Source organism: Bradyrhizobium sp. SZCCT0231 (genome assembly GCF_018130245.1).
GTDB classification, from domain to species: domain Bacteria; phylum Pseudomonadota; class Alphaproteobacteria; order Rhizobiales; family Xanthobacteraceae; genus Bradyrhizobium; species Bradyrhizobium japonicum_F.
In genome coordinates, this window is sequence record NZ_JAFCKP010000004.1 from 378,871 (window position 1) to 402,541 (window position 23,671).

Below are 23,671 nucleotides of genomic sequence, written 5' to 3' on the forward strand. Positions count from 1 at the left end.
TCATTCTGTTTCACGTGAAACACCCTCGCCCAGTTTCCACTTCCGGCTGTCCCGCCTCTGAGTTAGAAGTCGGCCCATGCGAACAGAGCGAGCAAGTTTCGACGTCATCGTGATTGGCGGCGGCCACGCCGGCTGTGAAGCTGCGGCTGCCGCTGCCCGGATGGGTGCGGCGACCGCTCTGGTGACGCACCGTTTCTCCACGATCGGCGCCATGTCCTGCAATCCCGCCATCGGCGGTCTCGGCAAGGGCCATCTGGTTCGTGAGGTCGATGCTCTCGATGGCCTGATGGGCCGTGTCGGTGATGCCGGCGGCATCCAGTTCAGGGTGCTCAATCGCCGCAAGGGTCCGGCCGTGCGCGGCCCCAGGGCTCAGGCGGACCGGAAGCTCTATGCGGCGGCGATGCAGGCCGCGATCCGGGAAACTGAGGGCCTCTCCGTCATCGAAGGCGAGGCGGATGAGCTGATCGTGGTCGAGGGGCGGGTGACCGGACTGCGTCTGGCCGACGGCCGGGAGCTTCGGGCAGGGGCCGTCGTCGTCACCACCGGCACCTTCCTGCGCGGTCTGATCCATCTCGGTGAGAAGAACTGGCCCGCCGGACGGGTCGGCGAGGCCCCTGCGATGGGCCTTTCGGGCTCCTTCGAGCGTGCCGGTTTCACCCTTGGACGGCTCAAGACCGGGACGCCGCCGCGTCTGGACGGCACCACGATCGACTGGTCGGCGGTCGAAATGCAGCCCGGAGATGAGCCGCCGGAGCCGTTCTCGGTCATGACCGAGCGGATCACGACCCTGCAGATCCAGTGCGGGATCACCCGGACCACGGCCGCGACCCATGAGGTGATCCGGGCCAATGTCCATCGCTCCCCGATGTACTCCGGCCAGATCAAGAGCTCCGGTCCACGCTATTGCCCCTCGATCGAGGACAAGATCGTCCGCTTCGGCGACCGCGACGGCCACCAGATCTTCCTGGAGCCGGAAGGGCTCGACGACAGCACAGTCTATCCCAACGGCATCTCGACCTCGCTCCCCGAGGAAGTCCAGCTCGCGATCCTCGCCAGCATCCCGGGTCTGGAGCGGGTGAAGATGGTCCGCCCGGGCTACGCCATCGAATACGACCACATCGATCCCCGCGAGCTCGATCCGACCCTGCAGACCAAGCGTCTGCGCGGGCTGTTCCTGGCCGGGCAGATCAACGGCACCACGGGATACGAGGAAGCCGCCGGACAGGGCATCGTGGCCGGCCTGAACGCGGCGCTCTCCGCCAGCGGCGCCGCTTTGACGGTGTTCGACCGTGCGGATGGCTATCTCGGCGTGATGATCGATGACCTCGTCACCCGCGGGATCAGCGAGCCCTATCGGATGTTCACCTCCAGAGCCGAGTATCGGCTGACGCTGCGGGCCGACAATGCGGATCAGCGCCTGACCGAGAAGGGGATCGCGCTGGGATGTGTCGGCAGTGCCCGGACCCGGCATCACCGCGCCAAGATGGACGCCCTCAACGCCGCCAGGACGCTCTCGAAGGCCCTGACCATCACCCCGAACGAAGCGATCAAGCACGGGCTGTCGCTGAACCGGGATGGCCAGCGCCGCTCCGCCTTCGAGCTGATGGCCTATCCGGAGATCGGCTGGAGCCAGGTCCGCGCGATCTGGCCGGAGCTGTCGGCCATCGGTCCCGTCATCGCCACCCATCTCGAGATCGATGCCAAGTACGACGTCTATCTGGAGCGCCAGAGCGCCGACGTCGAAGCCTTCCGGCGCGACGAGGGGATGGTGCTGTCGGAGGTCGACTACAGCCTCGTCCCGGGTCTCTCCAACGAGGTCCGCGCCAAGCTGGAGAAGGCCCGGCCGTTCACCGTCGGCCAGGCCGGCCGGATCGACGGCATGACGCCCGCGGCGCTCGGCATCCTCGCAGCCTATCTGCGCCGCGAGGCACGCAAGAGCTCCAAGGCAATCGCATAGGCGTTTCACGTGAAACAGCGCGGATCGGGCGGGGACAAGCCGCTATCGCGACGACCCGGAGCAGGCGAGGGCGCCAATCGCCGAGCCGAGCCGGCGTCGGTCGGATCGAGGATCGACAAGGCCAGCGCCAACGATCAATCGCTCGATGCCATCATCGCCGCCGACAAGATCGCGGCGCTTAAGCTCGCGCCCGTTTCACATGAAACGGAAGCCCGGCTCGATCGCTACATCGCGCTGCTCCGGGAGTGGCAGGCCAAGACCAATCTCGTCGCGCCCTCGACCTTGCCGCAGCTCTGGACGCGGCACATCGCCGATTCGCTTCAACTCGTCGATCTGGCGCCGAGCGCAAGGCGCTGGGCCGATCTCGGCAGCGGCGGCGGCTTTCCCGGCGTCGTGCTCGCATGTGCCATGGCGGGGATGCCGGGCGCGAGCGTCCACCTCGTCGAGCGAATCGCCAAGAAGGCGGCGTTCCTGCGCGAAGCTGTTCGCGTCACCACATCTCCGGGAGTCGTACATCTCGCTGAGATCGGGGATAATGTGGATAGAATCACCGGCCCCGTCGATTGCGTCACCGCGCGTGCGCTGGCTCCGCTACATCAACTCATCGGCTTTGCGGAGCCGCTGATGCGGCAAGGCGCAAAGGCGCTATTTCCGAAGGGTCAAGATGTAGAGGCTGAATTGACCGAAGCCGCTAAATATTGGAATATTCAGCCGCAGCTCCACCCAAGCCGCACCGGCGACGGTTGGATCGTGGAGCTGAATGCCGCCGAACGGCGCAGCTGAGACGTTCAGGGGTGAATGGGGAATTTCGATGAGCGTGACTGACGAGCCGCAAGACCAGACCGCCCAAGACCAGACCGCCCAGGAACAGCCAGCCGAAGTCCCGCAGGGCCATCCGCGCATCCTGGCGCTGGCGAATCAAAAAGGCGGCGTGGGAAAAACAACCACAGCGATCAACCTCGGCACGGCGCTCGCGGCGATCGGCGAGCGCGTCCTGATCGTCGATCTCGATCCGCAGGGCAACGCCTCGACCGGCCTCGGCATCGATCGCCGCAACCGCTCCTGCTCGACCTATGACGTGCTGGTCGGCGAAGCCGCCCTGCGCGAGGCGGTGGTCTCGACCGCGGTGCCGCGGCTGCACATCGCGCCCTCGACCATGGATCTCTCCGGCCTCGAGCTCGAGCTCGGCACCACGCCCGGCCGCGCCTTCAAGTTGCGCGACGCCATCGCCGCGCTCAACAACAACGTCTCGCCGGACGCCGACTACACCTATGTGCTGATCGACTGCCCGCCCTCGCTCAACCTGCTCACGGTCAACGCGATGGCCGCGTCCGACGCGATCCTGGTGCCGCTGCAATGCGAGTTCTTCGCGCTCGAAGGTCTGTCGCAACTCTTGCAGACCGTCGAGCAGGTGCGCTCGACGCTCAATCCGAACCTGTCGATTCACGGCATCGTGCTGACCATGTTCGACTCGCGCAACAACCTCTCGAACCAGGTCGTCGCCGACGTCCGCCAGTTCATGGGCGAGAAGGTCTACAAGACCATGATCCCGCGCAACGTGCGCATCTCGGAAGCGCCGTCCTACGGCAAGCCGGTGCTGGTCTACGATCTCAAATGCGTCGGCAGCGAAGCGTATTTGCGGCTCGCCACCGAAGTGATCCAGCGCGAGCGCGAGCTGCGCACCACGCATTGAGGATTTCGTAGGGTGGGCAAAGGCGTCTTCGCCGTGCCCACCGTCTTCCGCACACAATCGGTGGGCACGCTTCGCTTTGCCCACCCTACGATAATTCAGTTCTGGAGTGCTGCACCGTGAATCCAAGGGAGCTGGCGATGGCCGACGAAGCGCGTTCGCGACTGGGCCGGGGTCTTGCAAGTCTGATCGGGGATGTCGGCGGCGAGGCCCAGCATGTCGATCGTCCGCGCGCGCAGCGCAAGGTGCCGATCGAGTTCATCAAGGCCAATCCGCGCAATCCGCGCCGCACGTTCTCGGACGCCGAGCTGAAGGAGCTCTCCGACTCCATCAAGCAGCATGGCGTGATCCAGCCGATCGTGGTGCGTCCGGTGAAGGGCGCGCAGGACCGCTACGAGATCATCGCCGGCGAACGGCGCTGGCGCGCCTCGCAAATGGCCGGCCTGCACGAAGTGCCGATCGTGCCGGTCGACATCAGCGACAGCGACGCGCTGGAGTTCGCGATCGTCGAGAACGTGCAGCGCGAAGACCTCAACCCGATGGAAGAGGCGCAGGGCTATCACGCGCTCGCCAACGAGTTCAAACGCAGCCAGGACGACATCGCAAAGGTCGTCGGCAAGAGTCGCAGCCACGTCGCCAACATGATGCGGCTGACCAAGCTGCCGGCCGAGGTGCAGGCCTTCATCGCGACCGGCGAATTGACGGCCGGCCACGCCCGCGCATTGATCGGCGTGCCCGATCCGCTCGCCGCCGCCAAGCGCATCGTCGAGGAGGGGCTCAACGTCCGCCAGGCCGAGGCGCTGGCGCATGAGGAAGGCGTGCCGGAGCGCAAGCCGCAGAAGGCACGCAGCACCGGGGGCAAGGAGAAGGATCCGGATACGATCGATCTCGAGAAGCGCGTCAGCGATGCGCTCGGCCTCAAGGTCACCGTCAATCACCGCGACCCCGGCGGCTCGGTTCAGATCAACTACCGTAACCTCGACCAGCTCGACGAGGTGATGAAGCGGCTGGCCAAGGGCGCGCTGTAGGTCGCAGCAACGCTCTATCACCGTCACCCCCGCGCAACGGCGAAGCCGTTGTCGCTGGAGGTGGCCGCTTCTTCAGCGGCCCTCGAAGGGCGACGGCCCGGCTGCATCTTGGCCGTTCATCCTTCGAGGCTCCCCGCGCGCCGCGTTGCGTCGCGCGGCTCGCACCTCAGGATGACGGATTTGACGCGTCGCTCCGTCGTTGCGGGCCCAGCTCTCTCCACTCGTCATTGCGAGCGCAGCGAAGCAATCCAGAATCTTTCCGCGGAGGGACTCTGGATTGCTTCGCTGCGCTCGCAATGACGATGTGGAAGCAGTTGCGCTCGCAATGACGTGGAGAGACTCAGCCCCGCCGCTTCGCATTCGCGGCAATCGCCATCAGCGCGCGCTGGGCGATGGCGGCGGCAAGGGTGGATTGCTTGCGGGTGTCGAGCGCGGCGGTCGCGAGCTGCTCGATGATGGCGGCGAGCCGCGCCGGGCTGAAATTGCGCAGCGCGGTTTCGACCGCGGGCTTTCGCGAGAAATGCAGGCGCGGAAAGCCGCCATCGAGCACGGCGGAGGCGGGCGTGCCGTCGGCGATGGCGAGCGCGGATTTGTGCAGCCACGCAGCCTGGCGCTGCGCGGCGGAGATGATCACGCCGGGATAGGTGCCGGCGATCATGGCTTTTGCAAACTCAGTCTCGACGATGTCGGGCCGACCGGCAAAGGCGCCGTCGACGATCGGATCGAGCTTCAGCTCTGAGGCATCGGCGACCACGGCCATCACGTCGTCCAGCGTGACCTCGCCTTTGCCGTGGGCGTAGAGCGTCAGCTTGCGCAGCTCGTTGCGCGAGGCCTGGCGGTCGCCGCCGAGGAACGACATCAGCGCCGCGCGGGCGTCCTGCGCGATGCGCAAGTTTGCGATGCGGAGCTCGTCCTCCATCAGCTTGGCAAGATCGCGCTCGGTGTCGGGATAGCAGCCGATCGCCACCGCCGTCTTGGCCTTCTCGCAGGCCTTGCGCAGCGGCGATTCCGGGCGAAGCTCGCCGGCCTCGATCACGATGCGGCAATCCTTCACGCTCATCTCGGCCAGCGTCTCGATGCCGCTGGCAAAGCTGCGCGAGCCGGCGCGAACGCGGATGGCGCGGCGGCCGCCGAACAGCGGCACCGTCATGGCTTCGTCGACGAGGCGCGAGGGCTCGGCGGAAAGCTCGTCGCCGTCGAGCTTGACCAGCGAGAACGGATCATTGGGATCGTCGACGCTGGAAGCGATCAGCGCATCGGCGCGCTCGCGCACGAGGCCGGCATCGGGACCGTAGAGCAGGATGATCGGACGGCCCGCATCGGGGCGGGCGAGGAAGGCGTCGATCTCTTTTCCACGCAGTGCGACCATCGGGCCCAACTGTCATTCCGGGGCGCGCGAAGCGCGAACTACGGCGCGCAATTGCGCGCCTGAGAATCTCGATCAACAATCTCTGGATTCCGGGTTCACGCTCCGCGTGCCCCGGAATGACGGGAATGAACTACGTGCCCGCGGTGAAGAACGAGGCGAGCCGGGTGGTGATGTTCTCGGCGATCTCGTTGGCGGCACGATCCTCGGCATCGCGCACGGCGCGGGTGCGCGAGAAGCGCTGATAGGACCCCGGCATGTCATAGGACACGCGCGAGAAGGTCGAGCCGGTCATGACCGACCTGCCGGTTGCGACCTCGACCAGATTGTACTGGGCGTCGATGCCGAGATTTTCGCTGGTCGGCAGCCCCGTCGTGGCGCTGACGATCAGTGAGGAGCGGCTGGTGGTGAAGCGGATGTCCAGCCGGTGGGTCGGTGGCATGCCCGTCGCGGTGCCGTAAAGCTTGAAGGCCAGCGCATTGCGGATTTCGACGCCGACGCGGGCCTCGCGCGAGGCATTGGGCTTGCTGATCGGCGGCAGCTCGACCCCCATCAGCTTCTCGCGCAGGCCGGGGGTGCCGTCGCCACGCTCGGCATACATCGGCTGAAAGCAGCCGGCCGTCAGCGCCGCGAGGGCGGCGACCGCGAGCAAGCGGGCTGCGATGCGGATCCTAGCCGACAACATTCACGATCCTCTTGGGGACGATGATCACCTTGCGGACGGGCTTGCCGTCCAGGGCCAGCTTTACCGCATCGAGGGCCAAAACGGCAGCCTCGATTTCCGGATTCTGGGCCACTGTTGCAACTGTGACCTCACCCCGCTTCTTGCCGTTGACCTGGACCACCAGGGTCACGCTGTCTTCAACCAGCAAATCGCGTTCGATTTGGGGCCAATTGGCCTCCGAAACCAGCCCTGTCGGGCCCAGAACCTGCCAGCACTCCTCGGCCAGATGCGGCATCATCGGCGAGAACAGCTGGACCAGGATCTGGCTGGCCTCCCGGATTGCCCAGGCGAGATCGGCTGGGGGCTGGGCGGGGCGCTGGAGCACCTCCGAGAACGTATTGGTGAACTCGCGGATATGGGCGAGGCAGACGTTGAAGTGCAGCCGCTCGATCCCGGTGGTGACCTTGTCCAGCGCGCCGTGGGCGGCCTTGCGCAAGGCGGTGGCGTCCGGGCCAAAGCTGGCCGGCCGGGCTGCCGGCGCAGCCTTGCCGAGCTCGACGGAATCGCTCACCAGCCGCCACAGCCGCTGCACGAATCGCGAGGCGCCCTGAACGCGCTCGTCGCTCCAGATCACGTCGCGGTCGGGCGGGGAGTCCGACAGCATGAACCAGCGTGCGACGTCGGCGCCATAGGTCTCGATGATGTCGTCGGGGTCGACCGTGTTCTTCTTCGACTTCGACATCTTCTCGATCGGGCCGATCGCGATGTCTTCGCCCGACGACAGCAGCGTCGCGCGGCGGCCGTTGCCGCCGACCTCGATCTTCACCTCGGCCGGCTGCACATAGCTGCCGTCGGCCTTCTGGTAGGTCTCGTGCACCACCATGCCTTGCGTGAACATGCCGGCGAACGGCTCGTCCAGCGCAATGTGCCCGGTTGCCTTCATCGCGCGGGTGAAGAAGCGGCTGTAGAGCAGATGCAGGATCGCGTGCTCGACGCCGCCGATATACTGGTCGACCGGCAGCATCCGGTTGGCGACCGCAGGCGTCGTCGGCGTGGTCTCGTTCCAGGGATCGGTGAAGCGCGCGAAATACCAGGACGAGTCCACAAAGGTGTCCATGGTGTCGGTTTCGCGTTGCGCCTTCCCGCCGCATTGCGGGCAAGTCACGTGCTTCCAGGTCGGGTGATGATCGAGCGCGTTGCCCGGCTTGTCGAAGGTCGCGTCATCAGGCAGCTTCACGGGCAGGTCGGCATCCGGCACCGGCACCACGTCGCACTTCGGACAATGGATCACGGGAATCGGGCAGCCCCAATAGCGCTGGCGCGAAATGCCCCAGTCGCGCAGGCGGAAGTTGACCTGACGCTCGCCGACCGGCGCGTTGCCGCGCAGCTCGCTCTCGAGACGCTTCGCCACCTCTTCCTTCGCCTGCTCGATGGTCATGCCGTCGAGGAAGCGCGAATTGATCATGCGGCCGTCACCGTCATAGGCGGTATCGGTGATGACGAAGCTCTTGGGATCCTGCCCTTCCGGGCACACCACCGGCGTGTTGCCGAGACTGTACTTGTTGACGAAGTCGAGGTCGCGCTGGTCGTGCGCGGGGCAGCCGAAGATCGCGCCGGTGCCGTATTCCATCAGCACGAAGTTGGCGACATAGACCGGCAGCTTCCAGCTCGGGTCGAACGGGTGCACCGCGCGGATGCCGGTGTCGAAACCCTGCTTCTCCGCGGTGTCGATGATCTCCTGCGCGGTGCCGATCTTCTTGATGTCGGCAATGAACTGCGCAAGCTTCGGGTTCTTGGCGGCGGCTGCCTGCGCCAGCGGATGATCCGACGAGATCGCCATGAACTTCGCGCCGAACAGCGTGTCGGGGCGCGTCGTGAAAATCTTCAGCTCGCTCTCGCCGGCGGGCGTCGTCGCCGCATCCAGCGCGAAGCGGATCAAGAGGCCCTCGGAGCGGCCGATCCAGTTGCGCTGCATCAACCGCACCTTGTCGGGCCAGCGGTCGAGCCCGTCCAGCGCCGACAGCAGCTCCTGCGAGTACTTCGTGATCTTGAAGACCCACTGGCTCATCTCACGCTGCTCGACGATCGCACCCGAGCGCCAGCCGCGGCCGTCGATCACCTGCTCGTTGGCGAGAACGGTCATGTCGACCGGATCCCAGTTGAGCTTGCGCTTCTCGCGTTCGGCGAGGCCCGCGGCGAGCATGTCCAGGAACATCTTCTGCTGATGCTTGTAGTAGCTGGGGTCGCAGGTCGCGAACTCGCGCGACCAGTCCAGCGACAGCCCGATCGAGCGGAGCTGCTTCTTCATCGCGGCGATGTTGTCGTAGGTCCAGGCCTTGGGCGCGACCTTGCGCTCGATCGCGGCGTTCTCGGCCGGAAGGCCGAAGGCGTCCCAGCCCATCGGATGCAGCACGTTGAACCCCTTGGCGCGCATGAAGCGGGCCAGCACGTCGCCGAGCGTGTAATTCCGGACATGGCCGATATGGATGCGCCCGGACGGGTAGGGGAACATCTCGAGCACATAGTATTTCGGCCGCGGATCGTCGTTCCTGGAGACGAAGATCGCCTGCTCGTCCCAGAGGCGTTGCCAGCGCGGTTCGGCGTCGCGGGCGTTATAGCGTTCGGAGGTCATGGAATCGTTGGGTTTTTCGTGGATTCGGCCGTCTCAAGACGGCGGACTAGGCCATAGAAGTCCGCAAGGGGTCAATGGGTTGCCGCAGCCTGGGAACCTTTTGGACTGCTCCGCAGAAATACCGAGGCCGCCGTTGGGGTGGGATTAAGGGGTCGATGCCAATTTGCGGCCCGACAAGGCCGCATGAGCGCGATGGATTCCAGCTTCGACGATCCCGATTACGACTATGCCGCGTCCATCGCCGGACGGGCGATGCGGAGCATGGCCGAACAGCGGATTGCACCGACCCCGGCCAATTTTGCCGTCTGGTTCCAGTATTTTGAGGGCAGCCATGACGATCTGCGCAATGCGATCGATCTCCTCATCGACCACAATCGTCCCTTCGACGCCCGAACCAATCAGGACCTGTTCGAGACCTACGTCGCGCCCCAGGTGAGTGCCGCCGTGGTCGACACCTCCGAGCGGCTGCAGGCGCTCATGGGGACCGCGAAGGAGTTTCTGGCGACTGCGATCGCCGACAATCATTCGCAGATGCAGGTCATCAGCCAGGTGGCCGACCAGGGCAGGGCCGGCGTCGATCCAAAACTGCTGGTCGCCCAGCTCATGAACGAGCTGGCGCGGGCCGCCACAAGGGCGACGCAGCTGGAGGCAGGCTTTGCGGAAAAGACCCGCGAGCTCGACGTGATCCGCGATTCGCTGTCGAGGTCCGAGCAGCGCGCCCGGACCGACACGCTGACGGGCCTGGCGAACCGGCGGGCGCTCGATGAATTCCTGCGCAAGGCGCAGACGACTGCGGAATGGGGCGAGCCGCTCAGCGTGCTGATGCTCGACATCGACCACTTCAAGTCCTTCAACGACAATTTCGGCCACGGCGTCGGCGACCAGGTGCTGCGCCTGATGGCCAAGGTGCTGCGCGACAAGGTTCGCGCGCAGGATCTGCCGGCCCGCTATGGCGGCGAGGAACTGATCGCGGTGCTGCCGGACGCCGGTCTCGCCACTTGCGCCGAGATCGCCGAACGCATCAGGCGCGCGATCGCCGAATGCACGATCACGCGCCGCTCGACCGGCGAGACCCTGCCCAACATCAGCGTGTCGATCGGCGTGGCGCAGTACCGGACCGGCGAGGCGATCACCGATCTGATCGAGCGTTGCGACCGCGCGCTCTATCTCGCCAAGGGCGGCGGCCGCAATCGCGTGGTGACGGAGGTCGAGCTCGAGCGGGCCGGGGCTGCGGGGTAGCTTCGGGTGAGACGATGACGGTGCGCTCCCTCTCCCCGCAAGCGGGGCGAGGTGAAGAGAGTTGGCCGCGTGGGTTAGGCGCTCGCCACCATCATCATCTCGGCCGTGCCGGTCGCGATCGCCTGCACGCCGTGCTCGACGACATTGTTGCGGCCACGATGCTTGGCGGCGTAGAGCGCGGCGTCGGCGGCTTCGATCAGGTCGCCGGGACGCAAGGACTCGTTCGGCCTCGTCGCGGCGACGCCGATCGAGACGGTGACGATCATGTGGGCGGAGGTGATGTGCGGCAGGCACAGCTTCAGCACCGCCGCGCGCACCTGCTCGCCGATTCCAACGGCACGCACCACGTCGGTGTTCGGCAACAACAGGCAGAACTCCTCGCCGCCATAGCGCGCCGCAAAGCCCATCGTGTCGGCGGCGATGCCGGACAGCGATTCGCCGAGCCGCGTCAGGCAGGAATCGCCTTCGAGGTGGCCATAGGTGTCGTTGAAGAGCTTGAAATGGTCGACGTCGATCATCAGAAGCGCGAGCTCGCTGCCATATTGCTGCGCGCGCATCCACTCGAAGTCGAGCCGGCTCTGGAAACCGCGGCGATTGGCGAGACCGGACAGCATGTCGATCGAAGCCATCACCGTCAGGCGGTCGTTGCTCGCGATCAGCTCGCGCTCGCGCTGGCTCAGCTGAGCAGCCATCGCGTTGAACGCGCGGGCCAGAGGCACGAACTCGGACGGCAGCCGATTGCGTGCTGCGCGGGCCGACAGGTCGCCCTCGCCGAGACGCTTGGCCATGTCGGCGAGCATCTCGATGGGCTTGATCACCAGCTTCTCGGCGGCGATCAGCGCGCCGAGCAGGACGAACATGAGGACGAAAGCGAGCTGCAGATATGCGGTGCGGATGTCGCGGCTGACCGCTTCGGACACCTTGTCTTCGTCGATGCTGGCGATCAGGCGAGCATTGGTGCCGGCGATGCGGATATAGCTGACCGCACGGCGGGAGCCGTCGGCGGCGAGGAAAGACAGTGATCCCTCATCCTGGTTGGACCGCAGCGCCTTGTCGGCGATTGCGGACATCAGGGGCAGGTTGTCGAGCGGACGGCCGACTGCACTGTGCTGATCGGCCGGGGCCGCCAGCACGGTGCCCGCGCTGTCGACCAGCACCGCGGTGATGCCGGCGCGGCCGCCCAGATTGCTCATGACCTTCGACATCCAGTCGAGATTGACGGTGGCGAGCACGACGGCATCGGGTACCCCGCTGAAGGCGGAGACCGGATAAACCGCCATCACCGTCGGCGACGGCACCGGCCGCGACATGATGAAGTCGCTCAATATGAAGCGGCCGGTTTCCTGCGCCTGCTGGAAGTAAGGCCGGTCGCTGAGATCGAGGCCGACATACATGTTGTTGGTGGCGCATTGGATGCGCCCGTCCTGGCCGGCGATCAGAAGCGTGCGGATCCAGGGAAGGCTCGACGGCAGGCTCGCGCGCAGCACGTCGCAGCTCTTGCTGATGCCGCCAGCGGACGCGCGGATGAAGGCCTCCGATTTCAGGATGGTCTCGACCGACGAGATCACCTCACGCTGCGCGTCGGCGCTGTGCCTTGCCACCGTGGTGAATTCGGCCGCAGCTTGCGCGATCTGCCGCACGCGCGTGTTTTCGAGCGAACGGATGCGCTCGAGCATCAACGGCGTCACGAGAATCACCGCGAGCAACGCAAGCCGCGCCCGGATTCCGAGAACCTGCTTGAGTTTCGCTCGTTTGCGGTTGAGACTGACGCTTGCCATCTTCGCTACCCACCCCGTGGGCTAAGGTAAAGCGAAGGGTTCAAAAACTGTTTCTTGAACTCGGTAAAATTGGACTTAACTCGGGCTACGATCACAGCCAAGAGACGTCATGACAGAAGCCAACACCGCGCCGGTAACCGGCCATTCACCAAACGCGCTCGCCGCGGTCGAAGCCGAAATTGCACGCGCCTGCAAGGATGCGCAGCGCGATCGCGCCTCCGTCACGCTGATCGCGGTGTCCAAGACTTTCGCCGCGGATGCAATTATCCCGGTTATCGCCGCCGGACAGCGCGTATTTGGCGAGAATCGGGTGCAGGAGGCCAAAGCCAAGTGGCCGGCGTTAACGTCTGTTTACCCCGATATCGCGCTGCACCTGATCGGGCCGCTGCAGTCCAACAAGGCGAAAGAGGCGGTCGCGCTGTTCGACGCCATCCATTCGGTCGACCGTCCGAGCATTTGCCGAGCGTTAGCCAAGGAAATCGAATCCCAGAACAAGCACCCGCAGCTCTTCGTCCAGATCAACACCGGCGAGGAACCGCAGAAGGCCGGCGTCGCGCCCGGCGAGGCCGACGCCTTCCTCGCGAGCTGCCGCGACACCTATGGGCTGACGATCTCCGGACTGATGTGCATCCCGCCGGTCGACGAGCCGCCGGCGGCGCACTTTGCTCTCACCGCCAAGATCGCCGCGCGCAACGGCTTGAAGAACCTCTCGATGGGCATGAGCGCCGACTTCGCCACAGCGATCATGCTAGGTGCCACCCATGTGCGCGTGGGCAGCGCGATCTTCGGGCACAGGTAGAGGCCGTCGGCGAAGCTCTCGCTCCGGCAATAGCTTTCAAGTTCGTCATTGCGAGCCACCGGGTCCGCGCGTAGCGCGGCCCGATGACAGGCTCCGCGAAGCAATCCAGAGTCTTCCGCGGCGGCAGTCTGGATTGCTTCGTCGCAACGGCTCCTCGCAATGACGGAGCAAAGTGCATCGCCGACGCTCACGCTCGTGTCCCGGACAAGCTGCAACGCTTAAAGCGTTGCAGCGCAGAGCCGGGACCCAGGGCGATATGCACATTGCGGCGAGATGGGCCCCGGCTCTGCAGCGCACCGCTGAAGAAGCGCTGCGCTGCGTCCGGGGCACGAGCGCGAAGCGTGACGCTCGCAATGACGGCGGCGTGCGAGCCCACATGTGAGGCCGCGGCGATCTGATCCGTGTCGAGCATGCCTCTCACCCGATGATGATTTTTGTTCGCGGGCCCAATCGCCGCAGCAATTGCAGCATCGCGGATTTCGTCATGGAGACGCAGCCGGCGGTCGGGCCGAAATTGTCGCGGGCCAGGTGCAGGAACACCGCGCTGCCGCGGCCGGCGATGCGCGGGCGCGTGTTGTGGTCGATCTCGATGATGAAGTCATAGAGATGGTCGGCGCGCTCGAGCCGGTCGCCGCCCTGCCCCTCGCCGCGCCGGATGCTCTGGTTGTAATGGCGGTCCCGTGGATCCTCGCACCAGGCGTCCGCGCCGGTGATGATCCGCGCCGGCAGGAACGTTCGGGGGCGGCTGTGCCGGTCGGCGCGCCACCACAGGCGCCTGGGATGGAAGCTACCCCTCGGAGTACCGCCATCGCCCTCGCGCTTGTTGGCGAGAATGCCGCCCCGCCCCAGCGCAACCGGGATGGTCAGCGCTCCGGCTGTCAGCCAACCCCGGCGCGGATTACCGGCAGCAGGCTTAACGCGGATCGCGGAAAGCGGCCCGGCGCTTCGATTCCTGACGTAACCAACTGAAGCTGCTTTGTTTTTCATGTGAACGTGCAATGTCGGATTCATTACAGGACATTCATCAAAACGCCCTGCTATTCTGGGTTAGAGTGCTTCTGGCTTGAGAATCGGTAGCAGCCCACTACTTCAACACGAACAACAATAACAACGGCGACCCTAAACTTCCCCTCGCGGCTGGGTGCGGCATGGATGCGCGCCGAGCCGGACCCTAAAAGGATGACCTCCCATGCCCAACGCCCGCAAGATCCTGATCGTGGATGACGATACCGATCTGCGCGACACGCTGGTGGAGCAATTATCGCTACACGAAGAATTCGAAGCCTCCGCCGTCGATACCGGCGCCAAGGGCGCGAGCGCCGCCAAGGCCAACTCCCCCGATCTGGTTCTGATGGATGTCGGCCTGCCCGACACCGACGGCCGCGAGGTGGTCCGCTCCTTGCGCAAGGGCGGCTTCAAGGCCCCGATCATCATGCTGACCGGGCACGACACCGATTCCGACACGATCTTGGGCCTGGAATCCGGCGCCAACGACTATGTGGCAAAGCCCTTCCGCTTCGCCGTTCTGCTGGCCCGCATCCGCGCCCAGCTCCGCCAGCACGAGGCCAGCGAGGACGCGGTGTTCTCGGTCGGCCCCTACTCCTTCCGTCCCGGCTCGAAGATGCTGACCGCCGCCAATGCGCGCAAGGTCCGCCTCACCGAGAAGGAAACCGCCATCCTTCGCTTCCTCTACCGCGCCGGCCAGATGCCGGTGTCGCGCGAGACCCTGCTCCAGGAGGTATGGGGCTATAATTCCGGCGTCACCACCCACACGCTGGAAACCCACATCTATCGCCTTCGCCAGAAGATCGAGAAGGACGCGGCCAACCCGGAAATCCTGGTCACGGAAGCCGGTGGCTACAAGCTGGTGCCGTGATACGCTTCGACGGCGTGCGAATCGTTTTAGATCGCGTGCCATCGAGCCTCGGACCTGAATGTCAATCGACGACGACGTAGCGCTTCTCGAGCGTGTCCCGACACTGCGCCTGTTGGGAGACGCCTCGTTGCGCATGCTGGCGATCGGTTCCGAGCAGCGTGACTTCGTCCGCGGCGACGTCCTGTTCAATCTCGGCGACGACGCCGATGCCGGCTTCGTGGTCCAGCGCGGCGCCTTCCGGGTGGAAGACGGCGCCGGCGCCGAGATGATCGCCGGCCCCGGCGCGCTGATCGGCGAGCTCGCGCTGGTGGTGCCGATGAAGCGGCCGTCGAGCGCGATCGCGCTGGAGCATTCCTCCGTCATCCGCGTCTCGCGCAGCCTGTTCCAGCGCGTGCTCGAAAGCGATCCCGCCGCCGCCGTCCGCCTGCGCGACGAATTCGCGGTGCGCTCCAGCCAGATCGCCAGCGATATATTGATGGCCGGCGCGAAGCTGACGTCGTAGGTCTCTCCGCTGTCATTCCGGGGCGCGACGAAGTCGCGAGCCCGGAATCCATTCATCCACCGTCTCTGCCGTTCAATGGATTCTCAGGTGCGCAATTGCGCACCATAGCTCGCGCAACGCGCCCCGGAATGACAGCGGTGGCTCACACCTCCAGCGTCACCGTGACAGGCACGTGGTCCGACGGCCGCTCCCAGCTGCGCGCATCGCGCAGAATCCTGAAATCGCTGACTGCGTCCTTCAGCGCGCGCGAGACCCAGATGTGATCGAGCCTGCGGCCGCGATCGCCGACGGTCCAGTCGGCGGAGCGGTAACTCCACCACGTATAGACCTTCTCCGACATCGGAATGCGCTCGCGCGCGACGTCGACCCATTCGCCGGCCGCGAGCGCCGCCTTCAGCTTCTCGGTTTCGACAGGCGTGTGCGAGACGACTTTCAGAAGCTGCTTGTGCGACCAGACGTCGTTCTCGTGCGGAGCGACGTTGAGATCGCCGACCAGGATGTGGCGGTCCTCACCGCGCGGATGCAGCGGCCCGCACGCCGTCATCTCGTCGAGGAAGCGAAGCTTGTGATCGAACTTCTCGTTCAGCGCGGGATCGGGAATGTCGCCGCCGGCGGGCACGTAGAAATTATGCAGCACCAGCGGTTTTGCGATGCCCGCCTTTTCGCCGAACGAAACCGAGATGTGGCGCGAATCCACCTTGTCGCAGAAGGTGCGGATGTCTTTCGATTCGAACGGAACCTTCGAGACGATGGCGACGCCGTGATAGCCCTTCTGCCCGTTCAGCGCGACGTGCTCGTAGCCGAGCCGCTTGAAGCGCTTCAGCGGAAAGGCGTCGTCGATGCACTTGGTCTCCTGCAGGCACAGCACCTCCGGCCGCGCGCTCTTGAGGAATTTCGCGACCAGGTCGATGCGCAGCCGCACCGAATTGATGTTCCAGGTTGTCAGGGAAAGACGCATGGGAAATGCGTCTTAGCATGGATTGGCGCGGGGAAAATGCTTGTCCACAGGCGTGGAATCGTAGGGTGGGCAAAGCGAAGCGTGCCCACGTGCCGATCGTGAGGGGGAGAGATGGTGGGCACGGCGCAAATGCGCCTTTGCCCACCCTACGCACCGTCAACCCGGCGACTGGCCGTAGTTTGTGAAATCGATCTTGAACATGCCGGGGTCGAGCCTCTTGCTCGAATCCAGATTGTAGACCGCGATCGTGGTGTCGTAGCCCTGCGGGTCGGTGACGGTCCACTGCTTGAGCTGGCCGTCCTTGGCGCCGAACATCAGGAGCAGCCGGCTGGTACCGACCAGCGCCTGCTTCTCCTCGATGGTGACGCTGACGAAGACGTCGTCGGCCGAGACGTTGACGACGTTGGTGTCCTTCATCAGGTCGATGCGGTCGGACAGCAGGAAACGCAGCGGCGTCTGCGACAGCGGATAGACGTCCTGGGTCGCGAGCTTGCGATCGCGCACCACCAGCGAGGATCCGTCCGCAATGATGTCGATCGGGCTCGGTGCGTCATACTCGAAGCGCACCTTGCCCGGCTTCTGGATGTAGAAATCGCCCTGCGTCTTGCTGCCGTCGGGACCAACCTGGACGAAATTCCCGACCAATGTCTGCAGCGACGACAGATAGGCGCTGACCTTGGCCGCCTGCGCTTTCTGGTTGGCGTCGAAGGTCTGGAAGATGCTGCTCGGCACGTTGCGCCGCGGATCCGGGATCACCGGATTCGGCGGCGTCTGCGTCGCGCCGGTGACAGCGGGCCCACCGGCGGAGGTGCCGCCGTCGCGTCCCTTCGGTGCAGGCTTCGGCACCGGCACGGTCTGCGCGAACGACGCACCGGTCACCATCGCGGCGGTGACGAGAAGCACGCCGGCCACGCGCGCGCTTCGCGCGGCGATGATGGCAGCGAATCGAATGTCCGGATGTCTGATCAACGCGTCGTCCTGTATGGCTGGGCGCCTTTTTAGCGTGATTTCGGGCAAAAGCAGATAACGATTTCGCGTGAAATTATGAATTGAGGCTGCTCGCCTCACATATGGCTGTCTTCTTCCTCGACCAGAATCTCGCGCTTGCCGGCGTGGTTGGCGGGACCGACGATGCCTTCCAGTTCCATGCGCTCCATCAGCGATGCGGCGCGGTTATAGCCGATTTGCAGACGGCGCTGGATGTAGCTGGTCGAGGCCTTGCGATCGCGTTTGACGATCGCAACCGCCTGCTGGAAGAGATCGCCGCCGCCATCCCCGCCCATGCCGGTGGCGTCGAACACCGCGCCGTCCTCGTCCTCGGTCGGCTCTTCGGCGGTGACGGCTTCGAGATATTCCGGCTGTCCCTGCGTCTTGAGGTGACGCACCACCTTCTCGACTTCCTCGTCGGAGGCGAACGGTCCGTGCACGCGGCTGATGCGGCCGCCGCCCGCCATGTAGAGCATGTCGCCCTGACCGAGCAACTGCTCGGCGCCCATCTCGCCCAGAATGGTGCGGCTGTCGATCTTGGACGTCACCTGGAAGGCGATGCGGGTCGGGAAGTTTGCCTTGATGGTGCCGGTGATGACGTCGACCGACGGACGCTGCGTCGCCAGGATCACGTGCAGGCCGGCGGCGCGCGCCATCTGCGCCAGGCGCTGCACTGCGCCTTCGATGTCCTTGCCGGCGACCATCATCAGGTCGGCCATTTCGTCGACGATGATGACGATGTAAGGCAGCGGATCGAGCGAGAGCTTCTCTTCCTCGTAGATCGCCTTGCCGGTCTCCTTGTCGAAGCCGGTGTGCACCGTGCGCGTCGGCTCCTCGCCCTTGGCCTTCAATTCGAGCAGGCGCGTGTTGTAGCCGTCGATGTTGCGCACGCCGAGCTTGGCCATGTTCTTGTAGCGCTCCTCCATCTCGCGCACGGCCCATTTCAGCGCGACCACCGCCTTCTTCGGGTCGGTCACGACGGGCGTGAGCAGATGGGGAATGCCGTCATAGACGGAGAGCTCGAGCATCTTCGGATCGACCATGATCAGCCGGCATTGATCGGGCCGCAGCCGGTAGACCAGGCTGAGGATCATGGTGTTGATCGCGACCGACTTGCCCGAGCCGGTGGTACCGGCGATCAGCATGTGCGGCGTGCGGGCGAGGTCGATGATGACGGGGTCGCCGCCGATGGTCTTGCCGAGGCAGAGCGGCAGCTTCGCAACCGTGTCGGTCGCCTCCTTCGCCACCAGCAATTCGCGCAAATAGACTTTCTCACGATGCGCGTTCGGCAGCTCGATGCCGATCGCGTTGCGGCCGGGCACGACGGCGACGCGCGCCGACAGCGCGCTCATCGAGCGGGCAATGTCGTCGGCAAGGCCGATCACGCGCGAGGACTTGATGCCGGGCGCCGGCTCCAGCTCGTAGAGCGTGACGACGGGACCCGGATTGGCCTTCACGATCTCGCCGCGCACGCCGAAATCCTGCAGCACGCCTTCGAGCGAACGGGAATTGGTCTCCAGCTCAGCCTTGCTGAGCGGCTGGCGATCGCCGGCCTTCGGCGCGGCCAGCATGGAGACGGACGGAAGGTCGAACTTGTCGGAGGATTTTTTCGCCGCAGCCTTCGGCGCCGCCTTCTTGCGCGGGGCGCGCGCGGCGGGCTGCTCCTCTTCCTCCTCCTCGTCGTCCGCTTCTTCCTCGTGCTCCTCCTCGTAGTCCTCGTCCTCGGCTTGCGGCGAGATCGAGGGCGCGGCGCGGCCGCCGCCGAGATTCGGCTCCTGGCGGCTGAACGCGACGGCCTTGGTCTTCGGTCCGCTCGACACCAGCGAGCGGTAGGCCGCGCTGAGCAGCCAGATCAGCCGCGCCTTGGTGCTCATCAGCGCATGGAACAGCCAGCCCAGCGACACCGAGCCGCGATCGCTCTCCTCGTCCTCGTCGAGCGGCTTGTCGTCATCCTCGATCTCGGCGAGCTCCTCGTCATGCTCGCGTGCGCCGAGACCGCAGGCGATCAGGAAGGTCGCCGTCATCGCGGCGAACAGGATCGTGCCCAGCACGATGCGATAGATCGTGCCGGCCGGTCCGAAGATCACCGCGGGCGCGCGCACCAGCGCGTCGCCGACCACGCCGCCGAGTCCGGTCGGCAGCGGCCATGCGCCGCCATGCGGCCAGCAGCTGACGAAGCCCGCCGCGATCACGGTGCAGAGAATCCAGGAGCCGAGCCGCAGCGCCTCGCGGTCGAACGGGCGATGCGTCATCATGCGCCAGCCCCAGACCGCGACGGTCAGCACCAGCATGATCGCGCCGAGCCCGAGGATCTGCATCGCAAGATCGGCGCCGATCGCGCCGGCATAGCCGAGGATGTTGCGGATCGGCCGCGAGGTGGCGTGGCTGAGGCTGGGATCCTGCACCGACCAGGTCATCAGCGCCGCCGAAGCGACGCCCGCCAGCGCGATCAGGCCGAGGCCGGTGAGCTCGCGCATGCGTCGCGCCAGCCCCTCGCGGATCGCGGGCGGCAGATGGCCGACCAGTGGAATGACACGTTCGATTGCCGACATGCTCACGGGCTCCGCCTAACCCAGAGTCTCGACCAGACGGTGCAGCGCCTGCGCCGTCGTTTCACCATCCTGCACCAGCGCGAGGCGGATGTAGCCTGCGCCGGGATTGAATCCGTCAAGCTGCTGTCGCGCCAAGAAGCTGCCGGGCACCACGCGCACGCCGGCTTCCTTGAAGAGTCTCAGCGTCACCGACACATCGTCGCCGATCTCGGAGGTGTTCAGCCAGACGCAGAAGCCGCCATCGGGCCGGCGATAGCCGTAACGATTGCCGATGATCTGGTCGGCGAGATCGAACTTGATCCGGTAGAGCCTGCGGTTCTCTTCGACGTGCGCCTCGTCGCCATAGGCGACGGTCGCGACATGCTGGAGCGGCACCGGCACCTGGGGCGCTGCGATGTTGCGCAGCTCGAGGAACATGCCGATGAACCTCTTGTCGCCGGCGGCGAAGCCGACGCGCAGGCCCGGCAGGTTGGAGCGCTTGGACAGCGACTGGAACGCGACCACGCGGGTGAAGTCGGGCCCGGCGCATTCCAGCGCGCTGCCCGGGGCCTCGCGGGTGTAGATCTCGGAATAGCACTCGTCGCTGAGAATCACGAAGCCGTAGCGATCGGCGAGCTGCTTCAAGCGTCTGAAATAGTCGGGCTTGGCGACCGATCCTTGCGGGTTGGCGGGCGAGGCCAGATAGAACGCGACCGTGCGCGCCAGCGTCGCTTCGTCGATGGCGTCGAGGTCGGGCAGGAAGCCGTTCTCGACTGTTGTCGGCAGATGGACCGGCTCGCAAGCTGCTGCGAGGGCGCCGGCGCCATAGACCGGATAGAACGGGTTCGGCATCAGGATGGCAGGCTTGCCGGGGCGCGGACCGACATAGCGCGCGGCCGCGATCGCGGCGAGGAACAGCCCCTCGCGGCTGCCATTGAGGACGAGAATCTCGCTCTCGGGATCGAGCGGCCGCGGCAGCCTGAAGCGCGACGACAGCCAGGCGCCGGCGGCGTTGCGGAAGGGATCGGTGCCCTTGTTCGCGGGGTAACGGCCGAATTCGGCGATGTGCTTGGCCAGGACCGGGCCGACGAAGTCGGGCACGGGATGCTGGGGCTCGCCGACCGCAAGCGAAATCAAAGGCTTGCCCGGCTTATGCGGGGCCAAAAGCTCGTTCAGCCGGACGAAGGGCGAGCGTTCGGTTTCGGAGCTGCCACCGCCCTGCGGCGCACGGGATGAAGCGGTCAGAGCCATTCTGGGCGCCAGTACTCTTGGAACGGCCGGTCGCACCAAGGCGCCGGCGGGAAGCGGTTCAGTTCACCATAGATAGGGCGAGGTTAAGACGCGATTAACCATCGGCCACCGCCGCCGTCCAGAGCGGGAATAGTGAGGCCGGATAACAACGGGATGCTGATCATGCTCTTGTCGAGACACGGATGTTTCGGCGACGTCATGGCCGGGCCTGTCCCGGCCATCCACGGCCTTTCCGGCGACATCCAAGAACGTGGATGCCCGGGCCTTCGCCTCGCCAAAGCGGCTTCGGCCGCGCAGGCGGGACAAGCCCGGGCATGACGAGTTTGGCGGCATAAGCGCGCTCAGCGCCCCGGCAGCTTCTCGAACGTCTTCATGCCCGCGGGGATCGCGTGGAACTCCTGCATGTCGCAGGTGTAGATCGCCATCTGCGGATGGAACTGTCCCGGCTCGTCCAGCGTGCCGACCTTCAGGACTGCGGCGGGCAGGCCCGGAACCTTGGTTACCAGATGGGTGCCGCATTCGGCGCAGAATTCCCGCGTGACGGCGCGCGCGAGATCCTTGCGCGTGAACTGCTTGGGTTGCCCGGTGATGTAGGAGAAGCCGGCGGCCGGCATCGCGATGAAGGTGTTGGGCGCGCCGCCCGAGATGTACTGGCACTCGCGGCAATGACACTGCGCCTGCATCATCGGGTCGCCCTCGGCGACATAGCGCACCTCGCCGCAATAGCATCCGCCTTCCAAACGCATGACGACCTCCCGGTTGTTATCTTTATGGTCGATATTTCTGCGCCGGCGGTGCGGAATGGCAATCTTTTTCTTCAACCCCCGATCAAAAGAAAGGGGCTCCAGCTTGCGCTGGAGCCCCTCAACGGTCAGGGCATTGCCGGGTATGTGCCCGAACCGTAGTTGTAGACGCGGTCTCCCGAGGAGACCGCGCCCGGGAGGAGAGCTACATGTTGTAGGCGCGCTCGGTGTGCTCGGTGATGTCGAGGCCTTCACGCTCGGTCTCGACATTGGCGCGAAGGCCAACGATCACATCGACGACCTTGTAGAGGATCGCCGAACCGACACCCGACCACACCAGCGTGGTGGCGACAGCCTTGAGCTGAGCAAGCACCTGGACCGTGAAGTCGTAATCGGCGACCTTCGGCGGGATCGCGGTGTAGTCGACGATGCCGGCGCCGCCGAGGGCGGGGTTGACGAGAATGCCGGTGCCGATGGCGCCGACGATGCCGCCGATGCAGTGCACGCCGAACACGTCGAGCGAGTCATCGTAGCCGAGCGCGTTCTTCACGACGGTGCAGAAGAACAGGCAGACCACGCCGACGATCAGGCCGAGGACGATCGCGCCCATGACGCCGGCGAAGCCGGCCGCAGGCGTGACGGCCACGAGGCCCGCGACAGCGCCGGAGATGACGCCGAGGACCGACGGATGGCCCTTGATGATCCACTCCGCGAACATCCACGACAGCGCGGCGGCTGCGGTGGCGACGAAGGAGTTGGTCATGGCGAGGGCAGCGCCGCCACTGGCTTCCAGGTTGGAGCCGGCGTTGAAGCCGAACCAGCCGACCCAGAGCAGCGAGGCGCCGATCATCGACATGGTCAGCGAGTGCGGAGCCATCAGCTCCTTGCCGTAGCCGACGCGCTTGCCGATCAGCAGGGCGCCGACGAGACCGGCGATGCCGGCGTTGATGTGCACCACGGTGCCGCCCGCGAAGTCGATCGCGCCCATCTTGAAGATCCAGCCGGCGTCGGCGTTGATCTCGTCGAGCTTGGCCTGCGCCGCGGTCTTCGCCGCCGCATCACCCGCCGCAGCCAGAGCCTTGGCCGCGTCCTGGATCACGTCCGGGCCCGGCCAGTACCAGACCATGTGCGCGATCGGGAAGTAGATCAGCGTGACCCAGAGCGGAATGAACAGAGCGATCGCCGAGAACTTCATGCGCTCGGCGAAGGCGCCGACGATGAGGGCGGGCGTGATCGCCGCGAAGGTCATCTGGAAGCACATATAGATGAGCTCCGAGATGTTGGCGTCGACCGAGAAGGTCGCGGCCTTCGAATCGGTGGTGACGCCCATCATGAAGGCCTTGGAGAAGCCGCCGATGAAGTCGGAGCCGCCGGTGAAGGCGAGGCTGTAGCCGTACACGGCCCAGATCACTGTGACGACGCAGACGGTGTAGAACACCTGCATCAGGACGGAGAGCATGTTCTTGGAGCGGACGAGACCGCCATAGAACAGCGCGAGGCCGGGGATCGTCATCAACAGCACCAGCACTGTCGATGTCAGCATCCAGGCGTTGTCTCCCTTGTTGACCGTTGGCTCGGCGTAGGCTGCGGTCGCAGCGAACAGGCCGACTGCGAGAGCCGCCAATCCCGCGCCATAGGGACGCTTGAACGTCATATTGTTTACTCCTGCT

General features: G+C 65.5%; 19 protein-coding genes. 8 read left to right on the top strand and 11 right to left on the bottom strand.

The window, feature by feature from the left end; all coding sequences use genetic code 11:
• Positions 1–76 precede the first annotated feature (76 nt).
• From mnmG to JQ566_RS14775, 4 genes are all read left to right on the top strand, one after another.
• Positions 77–1,957 (top strand): tRNA uridine-5-carboxymethylaminomethyl(34) synthesis enzyme MnmG, encoded by a 1,881-nt coding sequence (gene mnmG, locus JQ566_RS14760; RefSeq protein WP_212372988.1) that lies wholly within the window; start codon positions 77–79, stop codon positions 1,955–1,957.
• A 150-nt stretch (positions 1,958–2,107) separates the two neighbouring features.
• A complete protein-coding gene (rsmG, locus tag JQ566_RS14765; RefSeq protein WP_212373106.1) occupies positions 2,108–2,740 on the top strand; it encodes a 16S rRNA (guanine(527)-N(7))-methyltransferase RsmG in 633 nt (210 codons plus the stop codon).
• 28 nt (positions 2,741–2,768) lie between these two features.
• Positions 2,769–3,650 carry a ParA family protein gene (locus JQ566_RS14770; protein ID WP_212372990.1) on the top strand — a complete coding sequence of 294 codons (882 nt, stop codon included), beginning with the start codon at positions 2,769–2,771 and terminating at the stop codon, positions 3,648–3,650.
• Positions 3,651–3,787: 137 nt separating this feature from the next.
• Entirely contained in the window at positions 3,788–4,675 is an 888-nt protein-coding gene (locus tag JQ566_RS14775; RefSeq protein WP_212372992.1) for a ParB/RepB/Spo0J family partition protein, read from the top strand.
• Between the two features lie 340 nt (positions 4,676–5,015).
• Here the strand turns inward: JQ566_RS14775 and holA are convergent, their stop codons facing one another.
• The 3 genes from holA to leuS form a co-directional block, all read right to left on the bottom strand.
• Positions 5,016–6,044 (bottom strand): DNA polymerase III subunit delta, encoded by a 1,029-nt coding sequence (holA, locus tag JQ566_RS14780; protein WP_212372994.1) that lies wholly within the window; start codon positions 6,042–6,044, stop codon positions 5,016–5,018.
• Positions 6,045–6,174: 130 nt separating this feature from the next.
• Positions 6,175–6,726, bottom strand: a complete 552-nt coding sequence (lptE, locus tag JQ566_RS14785) for an LPS assembly lipoprotein LptE (protein WP_212372996.1) — start codon at positions 6,724–6,726, stop codon at positions 6,175–6,177.
• On the bottom strand, positions 6,713–9,337 hold the full coding sequence (gene leuS, locus JQ566_RS14790) for a leucine--tRNA ligase (protein WP_212372998.1): 2,625 nt from the start codon (positions 9,335–9,337) through the stop codon (positions 6,713–6,715). The genes lptE and leuS overlap by 14 nt, the downstream gene beginning before the upstream one ends.
• Positions 9,338–9,529: 192 nt before the next feature.
• Between leuS and JQ566_RS14795 the strand changes: the two genes are divergently transcribed.
• Positions 9,530–10,576 (top strand): GGDEF domain-containing protein, encoded by a 1,047-nt coding sequence (locus JQ566_RS14795; protein WP_212373108.1) that lies wholly within the window; start codon positions 9,530–9,532, stop codon positions 10,574–10,576.
• Between the two features lie 74 nt (positions 10,577–10,650).
• On the opposite strand, the gene JQ566_RS14800 is transcribed toward JQ566_RS14795, so the two are convergent.
• Positions 10,651–12,354 (bottom strand): sensor domain-containing diguanylate cyclase, encoded by a 1,704-nt coding sequence (locus JQ566_RS14800; RefSeq protein WP_212373000.1) that lies wholly within the window; start codon positions 12,352–12,354, stop codon positions 10,651–10,653.
• Between the two features lie 109 nt (positions 12,355–12,463).
• Here JQ566_RS14800 and JQ566_RS14805 point away from each other — a divergent pair, with 109 nt between their 5' ends.
• Complete coding sequence (locus JQ566_RS14805) at positions 12,464–13,153, top strand: YggS family pyridoxal phosphate-dependent enzyme (protein ID WP_212373002.1); 690 nt, start codon at positions 12,464–12,466, stop codon at positions 13,151–13,153.
• 417 nt (positions 13,154–13,570) lie between these two features.
• Here JQ566_RS14805 and JQ566_RS14810 read toward each other — a convergent pair whose 3' ends face one another.
• Positions 13,571–14,140 carry a L,D-transpeptidase family protein gene (locus JQ566_RS14810; protein WP_212373004.1) on the bottom strand — a complete coding sequence of 190 codons (570 nt, stop codon included), beginning with the start codon at positions 14,138–14,140 and terminating at the stop codon, positions 13,571–13,573.
• Between the two features lie 202 nt (positions 14,141–14,342).
• Here JQ566_RS14810 and JQ566_RS14815 point away from each other — a divergent pair, with 202 nt between their 5' ends.
• Together JQ566_RS14815 and JQ566_RS14820 are read left to right on the top strand one after the other, a co-directional pair.
• A complete protein-coding gene (locus JQ566_RS14815) occupies positions 14,343–15,029 on the top strand; it encodes a response regulator transcription factor (protein WP_024338712.1) in 687 nt (228 codons plus the stop codon).
• Positions 15,030–15,087: 58 nt separating this feature from the next.
• Entirely contained in the window at positions 15,088–15,531 is a 444-nt protein-coding gene (locus JQ566_RS14820) for a Crp/Fnr family transcriptional regulator (protein WP_212373006.1), read from the top strand.
• Between the two features lie 142 nt (positions 15,532–15,673).
• Here the strand turns inward: JQ566_RS14820 and JQ566_RS14825 are convergent, their stop codons facing one another.
• The 6 genes from JQ566_RS14825 to JQ566_RS14850 form a co-directional block, all read right to left on the bottom strand.
• Complete coding sequence (locus JQ566_RS14825) at positions 15,674–16,489, bottom strand: exodeoxyribonuclease III (RefSeq protein WP_212373008.1); 816 nt, start codon at positions 16,487–16,489, stop codon at positions 15,674–15,676.
• Positions 16,490–16,645: 156 nt separating this feature from the next.
• A complete protein-coding gene (locus JQ566_RS14830; RefSeq protein ID WP_212373110.1) occupies positions 16,646–17,401 on the bottom strand; it encodes an outer membrane lipoprotein carrier protein LolA in 756 nt (251 codons plus the stop codon).
• A gap of 152 nt (positions 17,402–17,553) precedes the next feature.
• Positions 17,554–20,034 (bottom strand): DNA translocase FtsK, encoded by a 2,481-nt coding sequence (locus JQ566_RS14835; RefSeq protein ID WP_212373011.1) that lies wholly within the window; start codon positions 20,032–20,034, stop codon positions 17,554–17,556.
• A 9-nt stretch (positions 20,035–20,043) separates the two neighbouring features.
• Entirely contained in the window at positions 20,044–21,258 is a 1,215-nt protein-coding gene (locus JQ566_RS14840) for an aminotransferase class I/II-fold pyridoxal phosphate-dependent enzyme (protein WP_212373012.1), read from the bottom strand.
• Positions 21,259–21,599: 341 nt separating this feature from the next.
• Positions 21,600–22,004 carry a GFA family protein gene (locus JQ566_RS14845; RefSeq protein ID WP_212373015.1) on the bottom strand — a complete coding sequence of 135 codons (405 nt, stop codon included), beginning with the start codon at positions 22,002–22,004 and terminating at the stop codon, positions 21,600–21,602.
• Positions 22,005–22,206: 202 nt separating this feature from the next.
• Positions 22,207–23,655, bottom strand: coding sequence for an ammonium transporter (locus JQ566_RS14850; protein ID WP_212373016.1), 1,449 nt, complete (start codon positions 23,653–23,655; stop codon positions 22,207–22,209).
• Positions 23,656–23,671: the final 16 nt, after the last annotated feature.

What these genes read in the sequence shown, in the direction of transcription:
- JQ566_RS14820 (WP_212373006.1), top strand. Translation starts at nt 15,088, where the DNA reads ATGTCAATCGACGACGACGTAGCGCTTCTCGAGCGTGTCCCGACACTG.
- JQ566_RS14845 (WP_212373015.1), bottom strand. Translation starts at nt 22,004, where the DNA reads ATGCGTTTGGAAGGCGGATGCTATTGCGGCGAGGTGCGCTATGTCGCC.
- JQ566_RS14810 (WP_212373004.1), bottom strand. Translation starts at nt 14,140, where the DNA reads ATGAAAAACAAAGCAGCTTCAGTTGGTTACGTCAGGAATCGAAGCGCC.
- JQ566_RS14800 (WP_212373000.1), bottom strand. Translation starts at nt 12,354, where the DNA reads ATGGCAAGCGTCAGTCTCAACCGCAAACGAGCGAAACTCAAGCAGGTT.
- JQ566_RS14815 (WP_024338712.1), top strand. Translation starts at nt 14,343, where the DNA reads ATGCCCAACGCCCGCAAGATCCTGATCGTGGATGACGATACCGATCTG.
- JQ566_RS14795 (WP_212373108.1), top strand. Translation starts at nt 9,530, where the DNA reads ATGGATTCCAGCTTCGACGATCCCGATTACGACTATGCCGCGTCCATC.
- JQ566_RS14770 (WP_212372990.1), top strand. Translation starts at nt 2,769, where the DNA reads ATGAGCGTGACTGACGAGCCGCAAGACCAGACCGCCCAAGACCAGACC.
- JQ566_RS14840 (WP_212373012.1), bottom strand. Translation starts at nt 21,258, where the DNA reads ATGGCTCTGACCGCTTCATCCCGTGCGCCGCAGGGCGGTGGCAGCTCC.
- JQ566_RS14825 (WP_212373008.1), bottom strand. Translation starts at nt 16,489, where the DNA reads ATGCGTCTTTCCCTGACAACCTGGAACATCAATTCGGTGCGGCTGCGC.
- mnmG (WP_212372988.1), top strand. Translation starts at nt 77, where the DNA reads ATGCGAACAGAGCGAGCAAGTTTCGACGTCATCGTGATTGGCGGCGGC.
- holA (WP_212372994.1), bottom strand. Translation starts at nt 6,044, where the DNA reads ATGGTCGCACTGCGTGGAAAAGAGATCGACGCCTTCCTCGCCCGCCCC.
- lptE (WP_212372996.1), bottom strand. Translation starts at nt 6,726, where the DNA reads ATGTTGTCGGCTAGGATCCGCATCGCAGCCCGCTTGCTCGCGGTCGCC.
- JQ566_RS14850 (WP_212373016.1), bottom strand. Translation starts at nt 23,655, where the DNA reads ATGACGTTCAAGCGTCCCTATGGCGCGGGATTGGCGGCTCTCGCAGTC.
- leuS (WP_212372998.1), bottom strand. Translation starts at nt 9,337, where the DNA reads ATGACCTCCGAACGCTATAACGCCCGCGACGCCGAACCGCGCTGGCAA.
- JQ566_RS14805 (WP_212373002.1), top strand. Translation starts at nt 12,464, where the DNA reads ATGACAGAAGCCAACACCGCGCCGGTAACCGGCCATTCACCAAACGCG.
- JQ566_RS14775 (WP_212372992.1), top strand. Translation starts at nt 3,788, where the DNA reads ATGGCCGACGAAGCGCGTTCGCGACTGGGCCGGGGTCTTGCAAGTCTG.